The organism is Leptothrix discophora (assembly GCF_030705305.1).
In the GTDB taxonomy this organism is placed as follows: Bacteria; Pseudomonadota; Gammaproteobacteria; order Burkholderiales; family Burkholderiaceae_C; genus Sphaerotilus; species Sphaerotilus discophorus.
This window is the reverse complement of the sequence record NZ_JAUZEE010000007.1, coordinates 167,326-184,959: the sequence shown is the minus strand read 5'-3', so window position 1 is coordinate 184,959 and position 17,634 is coordinate 167,326. Positions and strand designations below refer to the sequence as shown.

Annotated in this window: 19 protein-coding genes; 7 read left to right on the top strand and 12 right to left on the bottom strand. The window is 71.0% G+C overall.

Going from position 1 to position 17,634, the window contains the following annotated elements; genetic code table 11:
* The first annotated feature begins 185 nt into the window (after positions 1–185).
* The 4 genes from Q8X39_RS14370 to Q8X39_RS14355 all read left to right on the top strand — a co-directional run bounded on the left by Q8X39_RS14370 (position 186) and on the right by Q8X39_RS14355 (position 2,329).
* On the top strand, positions 186–614 hold the full coding sequence (locus Q8X39_RS14370; protein WP_305750368.1) for an iron-sulfur cluster assembly protein: 429 nt from the start codon (positions 186–188) through the stop codon (positions 612–614).
* Between the two features lie 104 nt (positions 615–718).
* Positions 719–1,171, top strand: coding sequence for an iron-sulfur cluster assembly protein (locus Q8X39_RS14365; protein ID WP_305750367.1), 453 nt, complete (start codon positions 719–721; stop codon positions 1,169–1,171).
* Between the two features lie 89 nt (positions 1,172–1,260).
* On the top strand, positions 1,261–2,121 hold the full coding sequence (gene asd / locus Q8X39_RS14360; protein ID WP_305750366.1) for an archaetidylserine decarboxylase: 861 nt from the start codon (positions 1,261–1,263) through the stop codon (positions 2,119–2,121).
* A gap of 19 nt (positions 2,122–2,140) precedes the next feature.
* The gene (locus Q8X39_RS14355) at positions 2,141–2,329 is read left to right on the top strand and encodes an oxidoreductase-like domain-containing protein (protein WP_305750365.1); all 189 of its coding nucleotides are present in this window, start codon (positions 2,141–2,143) and stop codon (positions 2,327–2,329) included.
* A gap of 25 nt (positions 2,330–2,354) precedes the next feature.
* Here the strand turns inward: Q8X39_RS14355 and Q8X39_RS14350 are convergent, their stop codons facing one another.
* Both Q8X39_RS14350 and Q8X39_RS14345 read right to left on the bottom strand, forming a co-directional pair.
* The gene (locus Q8X39_RS14350) at positions 2,355–5,039 is read right to left on the bottom strand and encodes a bifunctional acetate--CoA ligase family protein/GNAT family N-acetyltransferase (RefSeq protein WP_305750364.1); all 2,685 of its coding nucleotides are present in this window, start codon (positions 5,037–5,039) and stop codon (positions 2,355–2,357) included.
* Positions 5,040–5,464: 425 nt separating this feature from the next.
* On the bottom strand, positions 5,465–7,174 hold the full coding sequence (locus Q8X39_RS14345; protein WP_305750363.1) for an AMP-binding protein: 1,710 nt from the start codon (positions 7,172–7,174) through the stop codon (positions 5,465–5,467).
* Between the two features lie 114 nt (positions 7,175–7,288).
* On the opposite strand from Q8X39_RS14345, the gene Q8X39_RS14340 reads away from it, so the two are divergent.
* Positions 7,289–8,377 carry an esterase/lipase family protein gene (locus Q8X39_RS14340; protein ID WP_305750362.1) on the top strand — a complete coding sequence of 363 codons (1,089 nt, stop codon included), beginning with the start codon at positions 7,289–7,291 and terminating at the stop codon, positions 8,375–8,377.
* Here the strand turns inward: Q8X39_RS14340 and Q8X39_RS14335 are convergent.
* A complete protein-coding gene (locus Q8X39_RS14335) occupies positions 8,325–9,197 on the bottom strand; it encodes an HDOD domain-containing protein (protein WP_305750361.1) in 873 nt (290 codons plus the stop codon). The genes Q8X39_RS14340 and Q8X39_RS14335 overlap by 53 nt on opposite strands.
* Positions 9,198–9,382: 185 nt before the next feature.
* On the opposite strand from Q8X39_RS14335, the gene Q8X39_RS14330 reads away from it, so the two are divergent.
* Together Q8X39_RS14330 and Q8X39_RS14325 are read left to right on the top strand one after the other, a co-directional pair.
* Positions 9,383–10,183 (top strand): DUF2189 domain-containing protein, encoded by an 801-nt coding sequence (locus Q8X39_RS14330; RefSeq protein ID WP_305750360.1) that lies wholly within the window; start codon positions 9,383–9,385, stop codon positions 10,181–10,183.
* A gap of 16 nt (positions 10,184–10,199) precedes the next feature.
* Complete coding sequence (locus tag Q8X39_RS14325; protein ID WP_305750359.1) at positions 10,200–10,409, top strand: DUF2788 domain-containing protein; 210 nt, start codon at positions 10,200–10,202, stop codon at positions 10,407–10,409.
* Positions 10,410–10,514: 105 nt separating this feature from the next.
* Here the strand turns inward: Q8X39_RS14325 and Q8X39_RS14320 are convergent, their stop codons facing one another.
* The 9 genes from Q8X39_RS14320 to Q8X39_RS14280 all read right to left on the bottom strand — a co-directional run bounded on the left by Q8X39_RS14320 (position 10,515) and on the right by Q8X39_RS14280 (position 17,534).
* On the bottom strand, positions 10,515–10,790 hold the full coding sequence (locus Q8X39_RS14320) for a DUF493 family protein (protein WP_305750358.1): 276 nt from the start codon (positions 10,788–10,790) through the stop codon (positions 10,515–10,517).
* 39 nt (positions 10,791–10,829) lie between these two features.
* A complete protein-coding gene (locus Q8X39_RS14315; protein WP_305750357.1) occupies positions 10,830–11,741 on the bottom strand; it encodes a D-amino acid aminotransferase in 912 nt (303 codons plus the stop codon).
* 114 nt (positions 11,742–11,855) lie between these two features.
* Positions 11,856–13,049 (bottom strand): D-alanyl-D-alanine carboxypeptidase family protein, encoded by a 1,194-nt coding sequence (locus Q8X39_RS14310; protein WP_305750356.1) that lies wholly within the window; start codon positions 13,047–13,049, stop codon positions 11,856–11,858.
* A 41-nt stretch (positions 13,050–13,090) separates the two neighbouring features.
* Positions 13,091–13,717, bottom strand: coding sequence for an alpha/beta hydrolase (locus tag Q8X39_RS14305; RefSeq protein ID WP_305750355.1), 627 nt, complete (start codon positions 13,715–13,717; stop codon positions 13,091–13,093).
* 28 nt (positions 13,718–13,745) lie between these two features.
* Positions 13,746–14,078, bottom strand: a complete 333-nt coding sequence (locus tag Q8X39_RS14300) for a (2Fe-2S) ferredoxin domain-containing protein (protein ID WP_305750354.1) — start codon at positions 14,076–14,078, stop codon at positions 13,746–13,748.
* A 38-nt stretch (positions 14,079–14,116) separates the two neighbouring features.
* Positions 14,117–15,235 carry a VanZ family protein gene (locus tag Q8X39_RS14295; RefSeq protein ID WP_305750353.1) on the bottom strand — a complete coding sequence of 373 codons (1,119 nt, stop codon included), beginning with the start codon at positions 15,233–15,235 and terminating at the stop codon, positions 14,117–14,119.
* A 16-nt stretch (positions 15,236–15,251) separates the two neighbouring features.
* Positions 15,252–15,692, bottom strand: coding sequence for a CopD family protein (locus tag Q8X39_RS14290; RefSeq protein WP_305750352.1), 441 nt, complete (start codon positions 15,690–15,692; stop codon positions 15,252–15,254).
* A 109-nt stretch (positions 15,693–15,801) separates the two neighbouring features.
* The gene (locus Q8X39_RS14285) at positions 15,802–16,059 is read right to left on the bottom strand and encodes a hypothetical protein (RefSeq protein WP_305750351.1); all 258 of its coding nucleotides are present in this window, start codon (positions 16,057–16,059) and stop codon (positions 15,802–15,804) included.
* 140 nt (positions 16,060–16,199) lie between these two features.
* Positions 16,200–17,534, bottom strand: coding sequence for a serine/threonine-protein kinase (locus Q8X39_RS14280; protein WP_305750350.1), 1,335 nt, complete (start codon positions 17,532–17,534; stop codon positions 16,200–16,202).
* Between the last annotated feature and the right edge of the window lie 100 nt (positions 17,535–17,634).

Below are 17,634 nucleotides of genomic sequence, written 5' to 3'. Positions count from 1 at the left end.
CTCGCACAGGCCCAAGCCGGGAAGGTCGGGACGGCCGGCGGGTGGATGCGCGCTGGATCAGTTCAGGTGCATTCGGACCGCTTGACAGCGCCGCGCAAATCGCTTCGCTTGACCCGGCGCAAGCCGTCACGGACGACCCGTTCCATAGTGACCCGGACCCGTCCCGTGCCCCTCGGAGGTCCGCCATGCCGCCATCCCCCCATGCCTCGCACACGCCGATGAGCTGTCCGACCACGCACGCGGCGGCGCGGCCGTCCGAACGCTGGCATGCGCCGGTCGATGCCGAACTGACGCTGGCCGGTCCGGTCGAGCCGCTGCTGCGCGCGCTTGCCGCGCTGCGCTCGGTGCACGACCCGGCGCTGGGCGCGGACATCGTCGCGCTGGGCCTGGTCGAGTCGCTGCAGATCGAGGACGGCGAGGTCCGCCTGCGCCTGGTGGGCATCGGGGCGGACTGCCCCCTGTGCGACTTCGCCGCCGACCGGGCGCTGCGCGCGCTGCAGGCGGCGTTGCCCGATACCGACATCTACGTCGGCCACGACCCCTGGCTCGAGTGGACGCCGGGACGGGCCTCGCGCGCCCTGCGCGGTGCGCTGGAACGGGCCCGCTGCGGCTGATCCGGAGACCCCAACGGCAACAGGCGTCGACTTTCGGGGCCGGCCGTGCCAAGCTTGACTTCGCTCAACTTGCCTGGACCCGTCCGGGCGCACCATCCCACCCCATGGACACACGCGGCAGCACGACGATCTGGATCCAGCCGGCGCCCGGCCCCGGCGCGGGCCAGACCTCCGGAGGACGCACCGCCCCAGGGGGTGCCGAGGCGGAGATCTGCGGCCCCTGCGCCAGCCTGCCGTCGGCCAGCTGGCAAGGCCAGGGCCAGCCGCTGCTGGACGGCCCGCCGGAGCAGCTGGCCGCGGTGCTGGCCGCCCTGCGCGGGGTGCAGGAATTCCGCGAAGGCCGCGACATCGTCACCAGCGGTCGGGTCCAGGCCCTCGAGATCGCCGACGGCGAGGCCACGCTGACGCTGCGCATGGGCCAGGGCCTGTGCGTCGACGCCCACGCGCTGGCCGAAAGGGCCTTCGAGGCCCTGCGCAGCACGCTGCCCGACACCGACCTCTACCTGCGCCACGACCGCCCGGTCGGCTGCGGCGGCAAGGTCAGCACGGCCGGCTGAGACGTTGGCTTCCCCGTGCCGACGGGGGTCAGGACGCGCAAGGTCGCGCCGATACACTGCGGCCCGTTTGTCCACCACCGGTGCCTGCCGTGTCCGATCGCCTTGCCGTCCTGCCGCAGTACCTCCTGCCGAAACAAGCCCTGACGGCGCTCGCCGGCCGCTTCGCATCGGCCCGTGCCGGCGGCCTGACGACGGCGGTGATCCGGCGCTTCGTGGCCCGCTACGGCGTGGACATGGCCGAGGCCGCGAACCCGGACATCGCCAGCTATCCGAGCTTCAACGCGTTCTTCACCCGCGCGCTGAAGCCCGGCGCCCGGCCGCTCGCCGACGCCGAGCTGATCTGCCCGGTCGACGGCGCGATCAGCCAGTTCGGCCGCCTGACCGGTGACGCCGGCGACCAGGTCTTCCAGGCCAAGGGCCACCACTACAGCACCACCGCGCTGCTCGGCGGCGACCCCTTCCAGGCCGTGCCCTTTGCCGGCGGCCACTTCGCCACGCTCTACCTGAGCCCGCGCGACTACCACCGCATCCACATGCCCTGCGACGGCCGCCTGACGCGCATGACGCACGTGCCCGGCGCGCTGTTCTCGGTCAACCCGACCACCGCCCGCGGCGTGCCCGGCCTGTTCGCGCGCAACGAGCGGGTGGTCTGCTTCTTCGAGGGCCCGCACGGCCCCTTCGTGCTGGTGCTGGTCGGCGCGACCATCGTCGGCAGCATGGCCACGGTCTGGCACGGCATGGTCAACCCGCCGCGTCCCGGCCACCTGCGGACCTGGACCTACGACGCCGCCGGTGCGCAGTCGGTCCACCTGAAGAAGGGCGAGGAGATGGGCCGCTTCCTGCTCGGCTCGACGGTCGTGATGCTGTTCCCGGCCGGCCCGCTGCGCTTCAACCCGGCCTGGGCGCCGGCCCGCGCGATCCGCCTCGGCGAGGCGATGGCCAGCCTCTGAACGCGGGACGCTCGCCAGCATGACCCCCGACGACCCGCGCCCGGTCGAGCCCGAAGCGCTGCCCGAGGGCGCCTGCTGCGACAGCGGCTGCGACCCCTGCGTGCAGGACACCTGGCGGGCCGAGTGGCTGGCCTGGAAGGCGGCGCTGAAGGCCTGGGAAGGCCGCCAGGCCGCGCGCGTCATCCCGATCCAGCCCGACCCCTCCTGAGCCCTTCCCAGGAGCCGACGCAGCCCTACAGCGGCTTGCTGACCAGCTTGAACTCCGGGTCTTCCGGGAAGGCCGCGACGCTGAAGCCCAGGCCACGCATCAGCCTCAGCATGTTCGGGTTGTTGGCCAGCACCAGGCCGTCGATCTCCGACAGGCCGCGGCTGCGCGCCACCTCGATGATGCTGAGCATCAGCCGCGAGCCCAGGCCCTGGCCCTTGTAGGCGTCCGACACCACCAGCGAGAACTCGCAGCTGGTCTGGTCCGGGTTGGTGATGTAGCGCGACACGCCGATGATCTGGCGCACCTCGCGCACGCCACCCTCGACGCTGTCGTCGGGCAACTTGTCGACGTGCACAGCCACCAGCGCCATCTCGCGGTCGTAGTCGATCAGCGTGTAGCGCGCCAGCATGCGCGCGGGCAGCTCGTGCATCGCGCTGGCGAAGCGGAAGTAGCGGCTTTCCTCCGACAGGTTGCGGGTGAAGGCCTGCAGCATGTCGGCGTCGTCCGGCCGGATCGGCCGGATCGTGTAGAGGTCGCCGCCCTTCATCGGCCACTCGCGTTCCTGGCTGGCCGGGTAGGGCAGGATGGCCAGGTGGTCATAGCCGTGCATCGCGCTGGCGGTGTGTTCGATGACGATGCGCGCGTCGACCGCGACCACGCCGTCCTCGTCGACGATCAGCGGGTTGATGTCCATCTCGCGCAGGTGCGGCAGCGCGCAGACCATCTCCGAGACCCGCAGCAGCACCTGCTCGATCGCCTCCATCTTCACCGCCGGCAGCCCGCGCCAGGCGTCCAGCATCTCGGCGATGCGCGAGCGCTCGATCAGCCGGTGCGCCAGGAACTGGTTCAGCGGTGGCAGTTCCATCGAGCGGTCGGCGATCAGCTCGATCATGGTGCCGCCGGCGCCGAAGGTGATCACCGGGCCGAAGGGGTCGTCGGTGGTCATGCCGATGTAGACCTCGCGGCCATGTCGCTTGCCGCTCATGGGCTGCACGGTGACACCGTGGATGCGCGCCTGAGGCATCGCCCGGGCGACCGCCGAGAGCATGTCCTGGCAGGCGTCGCGCACGGCGGTGGCGCTGCGCAGGTTGAGCACCACGCCGTTGACGTCGGACTTGTGGCTGATGTCGGGCGAGTCGATCTTCAGCGCCACCGGATAGCCCAGCTGGCTGGCGATCAGCATGGCCTCGTTGCCGTCGCGGGCCCGCATGGTGCGCGTCACCGGGATGTGGAAGGCCGCCAGCAGCGCCTTCGATTCCATCTCGGTCAGGACCTTGCGGCGCTCGGCCAGCACGCCCTCGATCAGCAGCCGCGCGCCTTCCGCATCCGGCACCGCGAGGTTGGACAGCGGCGGCGGCGTCTGTTGAAGCAGCTGCTGGTTCTGATAGAAGCTGGCGATGTTGTGGAAGGCGTCGACGGCCGATTCCGGCGTGCGGAAGGTCGGGATCTGGCGGTCGTTGAGGAGGATGCGGGCGTCGCGCACGCTTTCCTCACCCATCCAGCTGGTCAGCACCGGCTTGGCGACGCGCGAGAGCGTCTCGCAGACCACCTGCGCGATCGCGTCCGGATCGCCTTCGGGCTTGGGCGCGTGCAGCACCAGCAGGCCGTTGACGGCCGGGTCGCGGGCGCAGGCCAGCAGCGCGGCGCGGTAGTGCTCGGGGCCGGCGTCCTCGCTCAGGTCGATCACGCCGTCGAGCGTCGCGCCCTGGGGCAGCGTCGGTGTCAGCTCGTCGCGCAGCGCCTTGCCCAGGCTGACCACGTTCAGGCCCATCTCGTTGGCATGGTCGGCGGCCAGCACCGCCGGGCCGCCGCCGTTGGTGATGATGGCCAGGCCGCGCCCGGTCGGCCGGTAGCGCGAGGCCAGGCACTTGGCGGCCGAGAACATCTGCGTGAAGGTGCGCACCCGCACCACGCCGGCACGGCGCAGCGCGGCCTCGAAGACGTCGTCCGATCCGACGATGGCCGCCGAATGCGTCAGCGCCACGTGGCTGCCGGCCGGCCGGCGGCCAGCCTTCATCACGACCACCGGCTTGGCATAGGCCGCTGCACGCAGCGTGCTCATGAAGCGGCGGGCGTTCTGGATGCCTTCCAGATAGACCAGGATGCTCTGGGTGGCCGCGTCATGGGCCAGGAAGTCCAGCACCTGCGGCAGGTCGACGGCGGTGTTGGCGCCCAGCGAGATGACGTTGGAGAAGCCCACGCCGTTGCGCGCGGCCCAGTCCAGCATCGACGCGGTCAGCGCACCGGACTGCGAGACCAGCGCCAGCGGCCCCGGCGCAGCCAGCCGGCCGGCCAGGCTGGCGTTGAGCTTCTCGTGCGGGCGCTGGAAGCCCAGGCTGTTGGGGCCGAGCAGGTGGATGTCGTGCCGCCGCGCGATCGCGTGCAGTTCCTGGCAGGCCGCCAGCGGCAGGTTGCTCGACAGCACCAGCGCGGCGCGGCAGCGGATGCGTCCGGCGATCTCCAGCGCGGCGGCGATGCGCTCGTGCGGCAGCGCGATCACCGCCAGGTCGGCCCGCGTGACCGCCAGGTCGCCGAGCGTGCCGGTCATCTCGGTGTCGAGGTGGGTGATGCGTCCCGCGAAGGGCTGCGCCTTCAGGGCCTTCAACAGCACCCGGGCGGGGCCGTGCGTCTGGGTTTCGGGATCGTCGCCGCCGGCGAAGACGACCAGGCTGGAAGGCAGGAACAGGGGGTTCAGGAAATGACGGTCCACATCGAAGGTCCGGACAGCTGGGTGGGTTCAGGATAGGCCAGCGCGAGGTCAGCCGCACGTCGGTTTCCGGCCCGGTTCACGCTTTCTTGTTGCACCGCAACACCGGCACCGGCGTCCACCCCGGCAAGGGCCCGAAGGGTCGGAAGTTGTTCCCTGTATTCACCGGATTTCTTGAAAATTTCAAGGGTAGTCGTAGTAATAGGGGCCGATCCGTCCTGTGGACAAGACAGGAAATCCTTTTTGGATCAAGGACTTGTCGAGCCCGCAAGCCTGTGGGCCAGGCACCTGTTTGCCGCAGGGCAAGGTGACAACAACTTGGCGGGCGGCGCCGCGCCTGTGGATCCATCCCGGTCTGTGCTGGCTTTGCCCACAGACTTGTCCCGGCCTGTGTGCAGGCTGTGGCCAGCGTGTGGGCAAGTCCGCTCTCAGGAGCCCTGCAGCGGCGAGTCGCGCAGCTCGCGGCGCAGGATCTTGCCGACGTTGGTCTTGGGCAGCGTGGCGTGGAACTCGATCACCTTCGGCCGCTTGTAGGCGGTCAGCTGCTCGCGGCACCAGGCGGCGACGTCCTCGGCCGTGAGCTGCGGGTCGCGCCGCACGATGCACAGCCGGACGGCCTCGCCGGTGCGCTCGTCGGGCATGCCCACGGCAGCGCAGTCGGTCACGCCGGGCATCAGGTTGACGACCTGCTCGATCTCGGTTGGGTACACGTTGAAGCCGGACACCAGGATCATGTCCTTCTTGCGGTCGACGATGCGGACCTGGCCGCGCGCATCCATCACGCCGATGTCGCCGCTGCGGAACCAGCCGGCCGCGTCCATCGCCAGCGCGGTCTCGTCCGGGCGCTGCCAGTAGCCGGCCATGACCTGCGGCCCGCGGATGCAGATCTCGCCGGACTCGCCGATCGCCACGTCGTGGCCGTCGTCGTCGCGGATCGCGATCTCGGTCGACGGCATCGGGTAGCCGACCGTGCCGGTGTAGTCGCGCACGTCGACCCGGTTGGCGCAGGCCACCGGCGAGGTCTCCGACAGGCCGTAGCCCTCGACGATCGGGCAGCCCGTCAGCGCCAGCCAGCGCTGTGCGGTGGCCTGTTGCACGGCCATGCCGCCGCCCATCGAGATGACCAGCCCGGAGAAGTCGACCTGCTTGATGTCCGGATGGTCGAGCAGCGCGTTGTAGAGCGTGTTGACCGCCGGAAACAGGTGGAAGCGCACGCTGGCCAGGGTCTTGATCGTGCCGGGGATGTCGCGCGCGTTGGGCACCAGCAGCATGCGCTGGCCCAGCCGCGCGCCCAGCATGAAGCAGATCGTCAGCGCGAAGATGTGATAGAGCGGCAGCGCGCAGACACCGGTCAGCTGCTCGTCCTCATGGCCACGGGTGGCCGGGCTGAACCAGCTCTCGCACTGGGCGATGTTGGCTAGCACGTGGCGGTGCTGGAGCATCGCGCCCTTGGACACGCCGGTGGTGCCGCCGGTGTACTGCAGGAAGGCCAGGTCGTCCGGACGCGGCGCCGCGCTGCGCCACGGCAGGCTGGCCCCGGCCTTGAGCGCCTGCGGCCAGCGCGCCAGGGTGTGGCCGGTCCGTTCGGGCAGCGTCCAGGGCGGGACCAGCTTCTTCACATGCCGCACCACGGTGTTGACCAGCAGCCGCTTAACCGCCGGCAGCGCGTCGCCGAGCTGGGTCAGCAGCACGTGGCGCACGCGGGTCTGTTCGATCACCGCCGCCAGCGTGTTGGCGAAGTTCTCCAGGATGACGATGGCCTCGGCACCCGAGTCGACCAGCTGGTGCGCCAGCTCGCGCGGCGTGTAGAGCGGGTTGACGTTGACGACGACGTAGCCGGCCCGCAGCACCGCCGCCAGCGAGACGACCATCTGCGGCACGTTGGGCAACATCAGCGCGACCCGCGTGCCCGGCTTCAGGCCGAGCGACTGCAGCCAGGCGCCGATCGCGCGCGACTGGGCGTCGACGTCCGCATAGCGCAGCGCGTGACCCATGAAGAGCAGCTGCTCGCGCCGGGCATGGCGCTCGAACGACGCGTCGAGCAGGTCGACCAGGCTGGTCCAACCGCCGGGCTCGATGTCGGCCCCGACGCCGTCGGGATACTGGGCCAGCCAGGGGCGGGCGGTGGGCGTGTCCATGCGTTGTCCTCGTCGAACCAAAACAGATGCGCATCGAGCATGCCAGCCGGACGGCGCCCGGCCCACTGGGATCGGCACCATGTCGGGGCCGCAACGATCGGTCAGACTGGCGACATGCACCCGTCCCATCGACCTGCCGGGCCGCGCAACGTGCCGGCGAACCCCCGCCTTCCCGCCGCGATCCTGCTGGCCCGTGTCGTCTGGCTGCTCGGGCTGGCCGGTGCGTTGATCCTCGGCATGCTGGCCTGGTTCGGCGCGAGCGGCCTGCCGATGCCGGCGAGGCTGCTGGTGGCCGGCCTGCCGCTGTGGTCGCTCATGGCGCTGACGTGGCTGACCTTCGGCCTGGAGATGCTGGCCGTGGCGGCCCAGCACCGCGACGATCCGGCGCCGCGTCCCGGCCCGGGCGCCCTGCTGCGCGCGGGCTGGCGCGAGTCGGTGCTGGCGACGCGGGTGTTCGGCTGGCGCCAGGTCTGGCGCAGCCGGGCCTTTGCCGACCGGCTCGAGCCCGGCACCGGGTTGGCATCCGGCCGCGTCGGCGTGCTGCTGGTCCACGGCTACCACTGCAACCGCGGTTTCTGGTGGCCGGAATGGCCCGCCTGGCTGGCCGCGCGTGGCCAGCCCTTCATCGCCGTCGACCTGGTGCCGGCCTGGACCGGCATCGACACCTACGCGCCGCAGATCGAGGCCGCCGTGGCCCGGCTGGTCGCCGTCACCGGCCGGCCGCCGCTGATCGTGGCCCACAGCATGGGCGGGCTGGCGGTGCGGGCCTGGTGGCGCTGGCGTGGCGCGATCGGACGCCCGGACCTGCCGATGCCACGCGTGCTGACACTGGCCACGCCGCACCGTGGCACCTGGCTGTCACGCGGCTTCGGCCCGCCCAACGCCCGCCAGATGCAGCCCGACAGCGCCTGGCTGCTCGCCCTGGCCGCCGGCGAGGACGCCCGCTGGCGTGCCCGGTTCACCTGCGTTCACAGCCATTGCGACAACGTCGTGTTCCCGCCCGCAAGGGCGCTGCTGGACGGTGCGGCTGAGGCGCTGCACTGGCCCGGCCTGGCGCACCTGGAGCTGTCGCGCGATGCGCGGGTCTGGCCGCTGCTGGAACGGCTGCTGGCGGAGGTGGCCGCCGAAGGCACGACCGAGGCCGGACCCCTCAGCTGTCCAGCTCGCCCAGCAAGGTGCGCACCGACAGTGGCGACAGGTTGAGCAGCAGCGCCAGTTCCTCGATGTCATCGGGCAGCGCGGCGTTTTCCCAGCCGGCCTGGGTGTGACGGGCCAGCTGGACCGACAGCTTGACCATCCGGCGCTGGGGCTGGACCAGGGCGATGCCCTCGGCATGGTCGTCGGTCAGGCGCAGCAGGCGCTCGGGCAGGTGCCAGGCGCGCAGCAGCGCCTGTTCGAGGTCGACCAGGCTGACGTGCAGCACCTCGCGCTGGGCCGTCTCGGAACGCAGCGTCGGGTCGGCCCGCAGGCGTGCGGCGACCTCGCCGATCAGCGCCGGCGCATGGCACCACAGCAGCATCTCCGTGACGTCGTGCAGCAGCGCGGCGACGCGCAGCAGCGTCACGTCGGATTCCATGCGGTGGATGCCGAAGCCCAGCGCGAAGCGGGCCGCGCGGTGGGCCCGGCGCAGCACCGCGCGCAAGCCATCCTGGGCCTGCGGCTGCTCGGCCAGCAGGGCCTCGACCACCTCGACGTCGGCGCTGGCGCGGAAGAAGGGGCCGATGCCCAGCATCATCACCGCCGAGGTGATGGTCTCGGCCGGCGTGACCTGGCGGACGTGACGCTGGCGGGCGGCGAGGTTCAGCACCCACAGCGTGGCCAGCGGGTCGTCGTCGATGGCGGTGTCGATGCGGTGCGCGTCGACGTTGCCGCGTGCCTCTTCTGCCTCGGCCAGCACGGCCAGCGCGGCGGCGCTGCTGGCCAGCACCGGGATCGGCCGGTCACGCAGCGCGGCGGTCCAGCCGGCCAGGTCGCGTGGGGCGTCGGTGAGGGGGCGGTGGGCGGTGGGCAGGTCTGTGGACATGGCAGCGGTCTTCCGGCGGTGTCGGCGTGGTCGTCATGTCCGCATGGGCATGAACACGGACACCGACAGGGGCCCTGATGATGAACTTATCGGCCGGCTCCGACATCGCCTTGAACCTCGCCATGCCCGAGCGGGCCATGACGAAGCGCATGAAAGCGTGCCGGACGCTGGTCTAGCATCGCCGGATGACTGTCGACGCCACCGCCCACCAGACGCCGATCCGCATCCTGCGGCCCCTGCAGCCGCTGACCTGGCTGGAGCGCGCCTGGCACGACATCCGGCAGGCTCCGGGCATCGCCTTCTCGCATGGGGCGTTGCTGGCGCTGGCCGGCTGGTTCATCCTGGGCGTGGCGCGGCACCAGTTCTGGGTCATGGCCGGCGCGTTGTCGGGCTTCCTGATCGTCGCGCCGGTGGCGGCCACCGGCCTCTACGCGGTCAGCCGCGCGATCGAGCGCGGCGAGCCGGTCGGCTGGTCGACGGTGATCTCGGTCTGGCTGTCGGTCGATCGCCGGCTGGTCGCCTTCGGGCTGCTGCTCGGGCTGGCCGGGACCGGCTGGGTGCTGACCTCGGCGGCGCTGATCCATGCGATGTCGCCGGCCCCGGTCGTCACGCCGATCGACTTCCTGCGCCTGGTGGTCGCCAACCGGCAGTCCTGGCTGTTCGAGATCTGGCTGGCGCTGGGCGCGCTGCTGGCCGCGCCGGTCTATGCCTCCAGCGTGCTCGCCATTCCGCTGATGCTGGACCGCCCGGTCGGCGTGCTGACCGCCGTGCTGGTGAGCTGGCGCGCGGTGCTGGAGAACCCGTTGCCGATGGCGATCTGGGCCGCGCTGCTGATGGGCTTCACGCTGCTCGGGCTGGGCTCCCTGCTGATGGGGCTGATCGCGGTGGTGCCGATGCTGGGCCATGCCAGCTGGTATGCCTACCGCGACCTGGTGCCGCCGTCATCGGACCTCGACGCCACCGCCCGAGCCCTGGCCGGCGCCTGATCCAGCGGACGACACCATGTTCGGCTACTCCGAAGAACAGCTCGCCCATTTCGGCCTGACGGTCGGCGTCTCGGCCTTCATCCTCTACATGCTCTTCATCATCGCGCAGCTCGCTCGCGAGTCGAAGGCCGGCCGCTTCGGCACCTTCGTGCTGTTCCTGGTGCTGTCGTTCGGGATGCTGGGTTTTGTCGCCAAGAACGTGATCGCCTGGGTCCTCGAGATGTGACATGTCCGCCCCTCGCCCGGCGGGTACGCCGGTCGGTCCCCCGAGGGGACGCGCAGGCCGCTTGGGGCGGCCCGGCGCTGGCCTGCGGGGATGTCCGCCCCTCGCTCAGAGCACGATCTTGACCATCGGATGGCCGGACAGGGCGCGGTACAGCGCGTCGAGCTGTTCCCGGCTGGTGGCGTGGATGGTGATCGTCAGGCCGAGGTAGTTGCCGCTCTTGCTGGGGCGCTGCTCGACGGTGGTGGGGTCGAAGCCGGGGTCGAACTCGCGGGCGACGGCGACGATGGCGTCGAGGTAGCCCGGGACGTGCGGGCCCATCACCTTGATCGGGAAGTCGCAGGGGTACTCGATCAGGGACTGTTCGGGCGGGATGTCGGGCATGGCGGGCGTCGTCTCGTGTGGGTCATCGGACGTGGGGCGTCAGATCGATTGTTCAAGCTTGGCCTGCTCGTAGGCCTCGTGCAGCCGGGCATAGACCGGGCCGGGCTTGCCGCGGCCGGCGCCGTGGCCGACCGGCTCGCCGTCCAGCCGGGTGACCGGCATCAGCTCGCGGCCGGCCGAACTCAGCAGGATCTCGTCGGCCGCGTACAGCTCGGCCTCGCCGATCGGCCGCAGGTGGCAGGCGATGCCGGTTTCCTCGCACAGCGACTGCAGCAGCTCCAGCCGGATGCCGGCCAGCGTGTGGCCCGAGGGCGGCACGCCGATCAGCGCGCCTTCGAGCACGATCCAGACGTTGCTCGACGAGCCCTCGCTGACGGTGACGCCGCCGTGCGGGGTCTCGCGCAACAGGATGGTCTCGTCGGCACCGGCATCGATGGCCGCCTGGCGCGCCATCACGTTGCCCAGCAGCGAGGTGGTCTTGATGTCGCCGCGCGACCAGCGGAAGTCCGCATGCGTGATGCACGTGGCGCCACGGCGGCGCTCCTCCGGGCCGGGCGGGTGGTGCGGCGTGCTCATCATGAAAACGGTCGGCCGCAGCCCCGTGGGCATGCCGTGCGCGCGCGGCGCGACGCCCCGCGTGATCTGGAGGTAGAGCAACTGCTCGTCACCGCCACCGGCCGCCGCGACACGCTCGACCAGTTCGCGCATCAGCGTGAGCCAGCCGTCGCGATCGTGCGGATTGGGGATGCGCACGGCGGCCAGCGAACGCTCCAGCCGCAGCATGTGCTCGTCGAAGCGGAACAGCCGTCGACGGTAGACCGGCACGACCTCGTAGATGCCGTCGCCGAAGATGAAGCCCCGGTCCAGCACCGGCACGCGGGCTTCGTCGAGCGCCAGCCAGCGTCCGTCGAGGTGACAGGGCAGTTCGCTGAGGGACACGTGGTGGGACATGAGCGGTCTCCGGGCTTTCCCGGCTGCGACAGGGTTGCCGCAGCAGCGGGACGCGGCCAGATTAGCGCGCTTGCCCGGCCGGCGCCATGACGCGCGGCAGGGTCCGTGCCGGACTCAGCGCACCCACAGGCGCAGGCTGTCCCAGCTGCGGCCCAGCAAGCCGGCCAGCGGCACGTCCTGGGTCACGGTGATGGGCGTCTGCGCCAGCACCTTGCCGTTCGAGGTGATCTTGAGCGTGCCGACGTTCTGGCCTACCGTCAGGGGCGCGAGCAGCGGGTCGGTGCGCGTGACCTCGGTCTGCAGCTTGCCCAGCTCGCCGCGCGGCACGGTCACGACCAGCGGCTGCATCAGGCCCAGCTTCGCTTCCTTGGCCGCGCCCTTCCAGACCGGCGCGGTCGTGATGGTGGCCTTGGCGTCGTAGATCTTGACCGCGTCCCAGGCGCTGTAGCCCCAGTTGAGCAGCTTCTGCGCCTCGGTCGCGCGGGTCTCCTTGGAGGCCGAGCCCAGCACCACGGCGACCAGCCGGCGCGGACCGGCGGGCAGGTCACGCTTCGCGGTGGCGATCAGGCAGTAGCCGGCCGCATCGGTGTAGCCGGTCTTGAGACCGTCGACCGTCGGGTCGCGCCACAGCAGCAGGTTGCGGTTGGTCTGCTTGATCTTGTTGTAGGTGAACTCCTTGGTCGTGTAGAACTTCGCCTCGTTGGGGAAGTCCAGCAGCAGCCGCGTGGCGATCACCGACAGCTCGCGCGCGGTGCTGACATGGCCCGGCGCGGGCAGCCCTTCGGGGTTGCGGAACTGCGTGACCTTGAGGCCGAAGGCCTGGGCCTGGCGGTTCATCATCGCCACGAAGTTCTCCAGCGAGCCGCCGACCGCCTCGGCCAGCTGCACGGTGGCGTCGTTGCCGCTCTGCACGATCATGCCCAGGATCAGGTCCTCGACCCGCACCTGCGTGCCGACCTGGATGTACATGCGCGAGGCATCGGTCATGCCGGTGCGCCAGGCCCGCTCGGACACCGTGAGCTGCTGGTCCAGGCTGAGCTTGCCGTCGCGCAGGGCCTGGAAGACCAGGTAGGCGGTCATGAGCTTGGTCAGCGAGGCCGGCTCGACGGCAGCGTCGGCGTCGCGCTCGGCCAGCACCTGGCTGGCGCTGGCGTCATACAGGATGTAGGCCCGCGCGGCCACCTCGGGCGCGGGGACCTGGGCCGCGGCCGGAACGGTGGCGAGGCTGGCCGCCAGACCCAGCGAGAGCGCGGCGACGCCGAGACGGCGACGCAGCCCGGTGAACAGGGCGGAGAGATTCGACTGCATGGTGGGTATCCGGTTGGGGCCGAGGGCCCGGCGCGGCCGGCTCAATGCCAGCTGCGCACGATCAGTTGGCGCAGCTGGGTCAGCTGGCCGTGGAAGAAATGGCCGACGCCGGGCATGACGATCACCGGCAGCTGCTGCGGCCGGGCCCAGTCCAGGGTGGCCGACAGCGGCACGACATCGTCCTGCTCGCCGTGGATCACCAGCGTGTCGGCCGGCACCGGCGCGGGCGTCGCGCGCTGGGTCGACGGGCCGACCAGCACCAGGCGCTCGGCCGCGTCGGCGCCGTCCAGGCGGGCCGCCGCCAGCGTCGTCACATAGGCACCGAAGGAGAAGCCGCCAAGCACCAGCGGCAGGCCCGGGCGGCGCATCGCGGCAACCACCGCGAGCAGGTCGTCGGACTCGCCACGACCCTCGTCGTGCGTGCCGGCGGTGGCACCGACGCCGCGGAAGTTGAAGCGCACCGTCTCGTAGCCCAGCAGCACCAGCGCGCGGGCCAGGGTCTGGGCGACCTTGTTGTCCATCGTGCCGCCGAACAGCGGGTGCGGATGGGCCACCACGGCGACCCCGCGCGGCGTGTCGCGGTGGGCGTCATCGCTCGGCCGGTCGATGGCGCACTCGATCGGGCCGATGGGTCCGTCGATCAGCCGGCGTTCGGTCTGCGCGTTCATCGTGGGCCTTCCTGCACGCTCGACGCGGTCAACGGCCGACGTCCGGCGCCAGCACCAGGCGCTCGACCACCTGGCCGTCGCGCAGGTGCGATTCGACGATCTCGTCGATGTCGGCCTGGTCGACGAAGGTGTACCAGGTGGCCTCCGGGTAGACCACGGCGACCGGGCCGCCGGCGCAGCGGTCCAGGCAGCCGGCCTTGTTGACGCGGACCTGGCCCGGACCGGCCAGGCCGAGGCTCTTGACCTTCTGCTTGCAGTGGTCGAAGCCGGCCTGCGCGGCGTGGTCGGCACAACAGGCCTCGCCGTTCGAACGCTGGTTCAGGCAGAAGAAGATGTGACGCTGGTAGTAGCTGCTGCTCATGGGCGCGGATTGTAGAAGTCGCCCTTGCGGCGACGGTTTCAACGTCTGTCCGCGCGCAGGGGCCGGTGACCGACCCGGGCCACCTCGGCCAGCAGCCAGCCGATCGCCGCGAAGGGCCAGATCCAGCCGACCCAGCGGGCAACCCCGTGAAAGCGGATGAAGCGGCCCTGCTCCCAGCGCGCCAGGCTGGAGGCGAAATAGGGATCGGTGCCGGCCTGCGAAGCCAGCGCGATCAGCGCCGTCAGGCCGACCAGCCCGAGCGCGGCGACCACCCGCACGGGCAGCAGGGTCAGCAGCACGCCCAGCACGCCAGCCAGCGCCAGCGCGGGCCAGAAGGCCGGCGTCAGCCAGGTCAGGGCATGGTCGGGGCCGAAGTTCAGCGCCGTCGACAGCGTGGTCGTGGCCACGCCCAGCACGCCCGCGCCCAGCAGCAGCACCAGACGGTGGCGGCGCTGACGCGCGATCGCGCAGGCGATCCAGCCGGGCGCCAGCAGGCCCAGCGCGATGGCGACCATCTCGAGCCCCTGGGGCAGTGGCGGCGGCTCGGCCGGGGCACTCAGCCAACCCTCGAAGGCGCTGTCCGCCAGGACCTCGTGCAGGGCCTCGCCCAGCCGGACCAGGCCTTCGCCCAGGCCCATCGGCACCGGCGGCGGGAACAGCAGCCCGACCGGCCAGGTCAGCAACAAGGTCAGGCCGACGGCACCGTGCGGCACGAACCAGCGGTCGCGCCAGCGCTGCCAGGTCCGCAGCAGGCCGAGGTCGTGCGCGCTCGCCGCCAGCAGCGCGCCGACCAGCGTGCCGGCGCTGTTGAGCGCCCAGTCGATGCGCGAGGGCACGCGGCCGGGCAGCATCACCTGGCTCCACTCCATGCCCAGCGACAGCAGCACGCCGACACCGAGAGCCTGCAAGCCGGCCCGCAGCGGTCCGGTGCCGCCGCGCAGCCAGCCCATCGCCAGCAGGAAGCCCAGCGGCTGGTAGGCCAGGAAGTTGGACCACAGGTCGAAGCGCGACGAGGCCGGGCTGGGCAGCCACAGCCGCTGGTACCAGGGCTCGCCCGGTGGCCAGCGCCAGCCGTCGAACGGGTGCAGGCTGGCGTAGACGATGAGCAGCACCCAGGCCAGCGCGAGTGGCCAGGCCGACGAACGTTGGGTGCGCATCGTGTCCGGCCGGCCCTCAGAAGGGCTTGACGACCACCAGCACCACGATGGCGGCAAAGGCCAGCACGGCGATCTCGTTGTAGACCCGGAACCAGCGGTGGCCGCGGGTGTTGCTGCCGTTCTCGAAGCGCCGCAGGTGGGCGGCGTTGACGTGGTGGTAGCCGATCACCAGCAGCACCAGCGCCAGCTTGGCATGCAGCCAGCCGTTGCCGGGGCCCTTGCCGATGCCCACGCCCAGCCAGAGCCAGAAGCCGCTGGCCAGCGCGATCCACATCAGGCCGCTGGCGAAGCGGTGCAGCTTGCGCGCCATCAGCAGCAGGCGCTCGCGCTCGGCCACGCTGTCGGGCGCGACCATCGCCAGGTTCACGAACAACCGTGGCAGGTAGAACAGGCCGGCGAACCAGCTGGCGATGAAGACGATGTGCAGGGCCTTGACCCAAAGATAGCTGGCGCTCATGCGATCCATCATAGCCACGCCGTCCGGGTGTCGCCGGCTGGGTTCCGGATGGCCGGCGCCATGAAAAACGCCCGGACCGGCCGGGCGTCTTCAGGAAGTCAGCTTGTGCTCACTTGGCCGCGTCGGCCACGCACTTCTTGACGAAGCTGTTCTTGGCGGCACCCGCCAGCTTCTTCTCGGCGGCCTTGGATTCGCAGGCGGCGCCGGCGTTGGAGGCGCCCGACTCGCGTTCGCACTTCTTGACGAAGCTGTTCTTGGCGGCGCCGGCGAGCTTCTTCTCGGCGGCCTGGGCTTCGCAGTCGGCGGCTTGGGCGACGCCGCTCAGGGTGGCCAGGGTCAGGGCGATCAGGGAGATCCAGGTCTTCATGGCATGTGCTCCGGCACGGTTGCAGGTTGCCGGCCCGGACTGGGACGGCGTCCGGCCGGATTGAACCGTGGCCCCTGGCGGCGCACAAGGCCTGCTTCCACCGTCAACCGAAGCGAGAGCGCCGATGTCGCGTCCTTGCGTCAGAGGATGCGGCGCGGGTGCGCCAGCGCCTCGTGGGCGGCGTGCAGGCGTCGCACCAGCACGCGGATGAAGGCCTCGTCGAACAGGTGGCGGCAGGCGGGGCTGAGCTTGCCGAGGCTGTCGGGCGAGAAGCTGATCGTGGTGGCGGTCTCGGTGACGACGATGTCGGTGCTGTGCCGGCGCAGCTCCGGACTGGGCGCGAGGTAGGCCATCTCGCCGACCGAGGTCCCGGCGCCGAGTTCGGCCACCCGCCGGCCGTCGCGGTACACCTCGACCGCGCCGGACGCGATGATGTGGAAGTGCCGCCCTTCCTCGCCCTTGGCATAGAGCGCGTGGCCGACCGGGAAGCGCTGCCACTTGGCCCGGTGCACGACCTCCCACAGCGCGACGTCGCCGAAGTTGTTGAAGAACTCCAGCGTGCGCAGCAGCGTGAAGCGCTCCGAGTCCAGCACGCCCTGCATCGCGCCGCGCGGCACGTGGTGCTTGGAGATCAGCTGGGAGAGCGCGTCGCCGACCGCTTCCCAGGACGGGTAGCGGTGGTCGGTGCGCTTGGCCAGGCAGCGCTGCACCACCTGGTCCAGCGCGGTCGAGACGCCGGCACGCAGGCCGACCAGCGAGACCGGCTGGGCGTGGCAGATCTGGTGCATCAGGCTGGCCTGGCTGGCCGCCTCGAAGGGCGCATGGCCGGCGATCAGGTGATAGAGCACCGCGCCGAGGGAGTAGATGTCCGCCCGCGCGTCGAGCTGGCTGCCGTCGAGCTGTTCGGGCGACATGTAGGCCAGCGAGCCGACGCGGTGGACCTGGGTCGAGTCCGAGGCCAGGTTCAGCGCGCTGCCGAAGTCGGTGATCTTGACGTCCGAGACAACCCCGTTGGCCTCCAGCGCCAGGATGTTGGCCGGCTTGACGTCGCGGTGGATCAGGCCCTGGCGGTAGCAGTAGCCCAGCGCCATCGCGCACTTGAAGCCGACTTCCACGATCTGCTCCAGCGGCAGCAGGTGGCCGGGCTGGCAGTAGGCGCGCAGGGTCGTGCCGGGCACGTATTCCATGACGACGTAGGGCGCCGACGGGTCGGGCACGGCGTCGTAGATGTCGACCACGTTCGGGTGGTGCAGCAGGCCGGCCAGCGCGGCCTCGGAGGCGAAGAAGCGCGAGAAGACGTGGCCGTCCTGGGCATCGTTCAGGACGTTGGGCCGGACGCGCTTGACCGCGACCTGGCGGTCGTGGAACTCGTCATGGCACAGGAAGACCTCGCTGGTGGTGCCTTCGCCGAGGCGTCGGATGACGCGGTACTTGCCGATGCGTTCGGGCTGCTCCGCGATGCTGAGGTCGATCATGGTCTGGGGTCGGAAGGGGACGCTTGAGTTTTTCACCCCCACGGCCGGGCGGCAAGCCGATATGAGGGGTAAGTCAGGGGCATCTGACACGCAAGGCCCT

What these genes read in the sequence shown, in the direction of transcription:
- Q8X39_RS14370 (WP_305750368.1), top strand. Translation starts at nt 186, where the DNA reads ATGCCGCCATCCCCCCATGCCTCGCACACGCCGATGAGCTGTCCGACC.
- Q8X39_RS14365 (WP_305750367.1), top strand. Translation starts at nt 719, where the DNA reads ATGGACACACGCGGCAGCACGACGATCTGGATCCAGCCGGCGCCCGGC.
- Q8X39_RS14355 (WP_305750365.1), top strand. Translation starts at nt 2,141, where the DNA reads ATGACCCCCGACGACCCGCGCCCGGTCGAGCCCGAAGCGCTGCCCGAG.
- Q8X39_RS14345 (WP_305750363.1), bottom strand. Translation starts at nt 7,174, where the DNA reads ATGGACACGCCCACCGCCCGCCCCTGGCTGGCCCAGTATCCCGACGGC.
- Q8X39_RS14340 (WP_305750362.1), top strand. Translation starts at nt 7,289, where the DNA reads ATGCACCCGTCCCATCGACCTGCCGGGCCGCGCAACGTGCCGGCGAAC.
- Q8X39_RS14335 (WP_305750361.1), bottom strand. Translation starts at nt 9,197, where the DNA reads ATGTCCACAGACCTGCCCACCGCCCACCGCCCCCTCACCGACGCCCCA.
- Q8X39_RS14330 (WP_305750360.1), top strand. Translation starts at nt 9,383, where the DNA reads ATGACTGTCGACGCCACCGCCCACCAGACGCCGATCCGCATCCTGCGG.
- Q8X39_RS14325 (WP_305750359.1), top strand. Translation starts at nt 10,200, where the DNA reads ATGTTCGGCTACTCCGAAGAACAGCTCGCCCATTTCGGCCTGACGGTC.
- Q8X39_RS14320 (WP_305750358.1), bottom strand. Translation starts at nt 10,790, where the DNA reads ATGCCCGACATCCCGCCCGAACAGTCCCTGATCGAGTACCCCTGCGAC.
- Q8X39_RS14315 (WP_305750357.1), bottom strand. Translation starts at nt 11,741, where the DNA reads ATGTCCCACCACGTGTCCCTCAGCGAACTGCCCTGTCACCTCGACGGA.
- Q8X39_RS14310 (WP_305750356.1), bottom strand. Translation starts at nt 13,049, where the DNA reads ATGCAGTCGAATCTCTCCGCCCTGTTCACCGGGCTGCGTCGCCGTCTC.
- Q8X39_RS14305 (WP_305750355.1), bottom strand. Translation starts at nt 13,717, where the DNA reads ATGAACGCGCAGACCGAACGCCGGCTGATCGACGGACCCATCGGCCCG.
- Q8X39_RS14300 (WP_305750354.1), bottom strand. Translation starts at nt 14,078, where the DNA reads ATGAGCAGCAGCTACTACCAGCGTCACATCTTCTTCTGCCTGAACCAG.
- Q8X39_RS14295 (WP_305750353.1), bottom strand. Translation starts at nt 15,235, where the DNA reads ATGCGCACCCAACGTTCGTCGGCCTGGCCACTCGCGCTGGCCTGGGTG.
- Q8X39_RS14290 (WP_305750352.1), bottom strand. Translation starts at nt 15,692, where the DNA reads ATGAGCGCCAGCTATCTTTGGGTCAAGGCCCTGCACATCGTCTTCATC.
- Q8X39_RS14285 (WP_305750351.1), bottom strand. Translation starts at nt 16,059, where the DNA reads ATGAAGACCTGGATCTCCCTGATCGCCCTGACCCTGGCCACCCTGAGC.
- Q8X39_RS14280 (WP_305750350.1), bottom strand. Translation starts at nt 17,534, where the DNA reads ATGATCGACCTCAGCATCGCGGAGCAGCCCGAACGCATCGGCAAGTAC.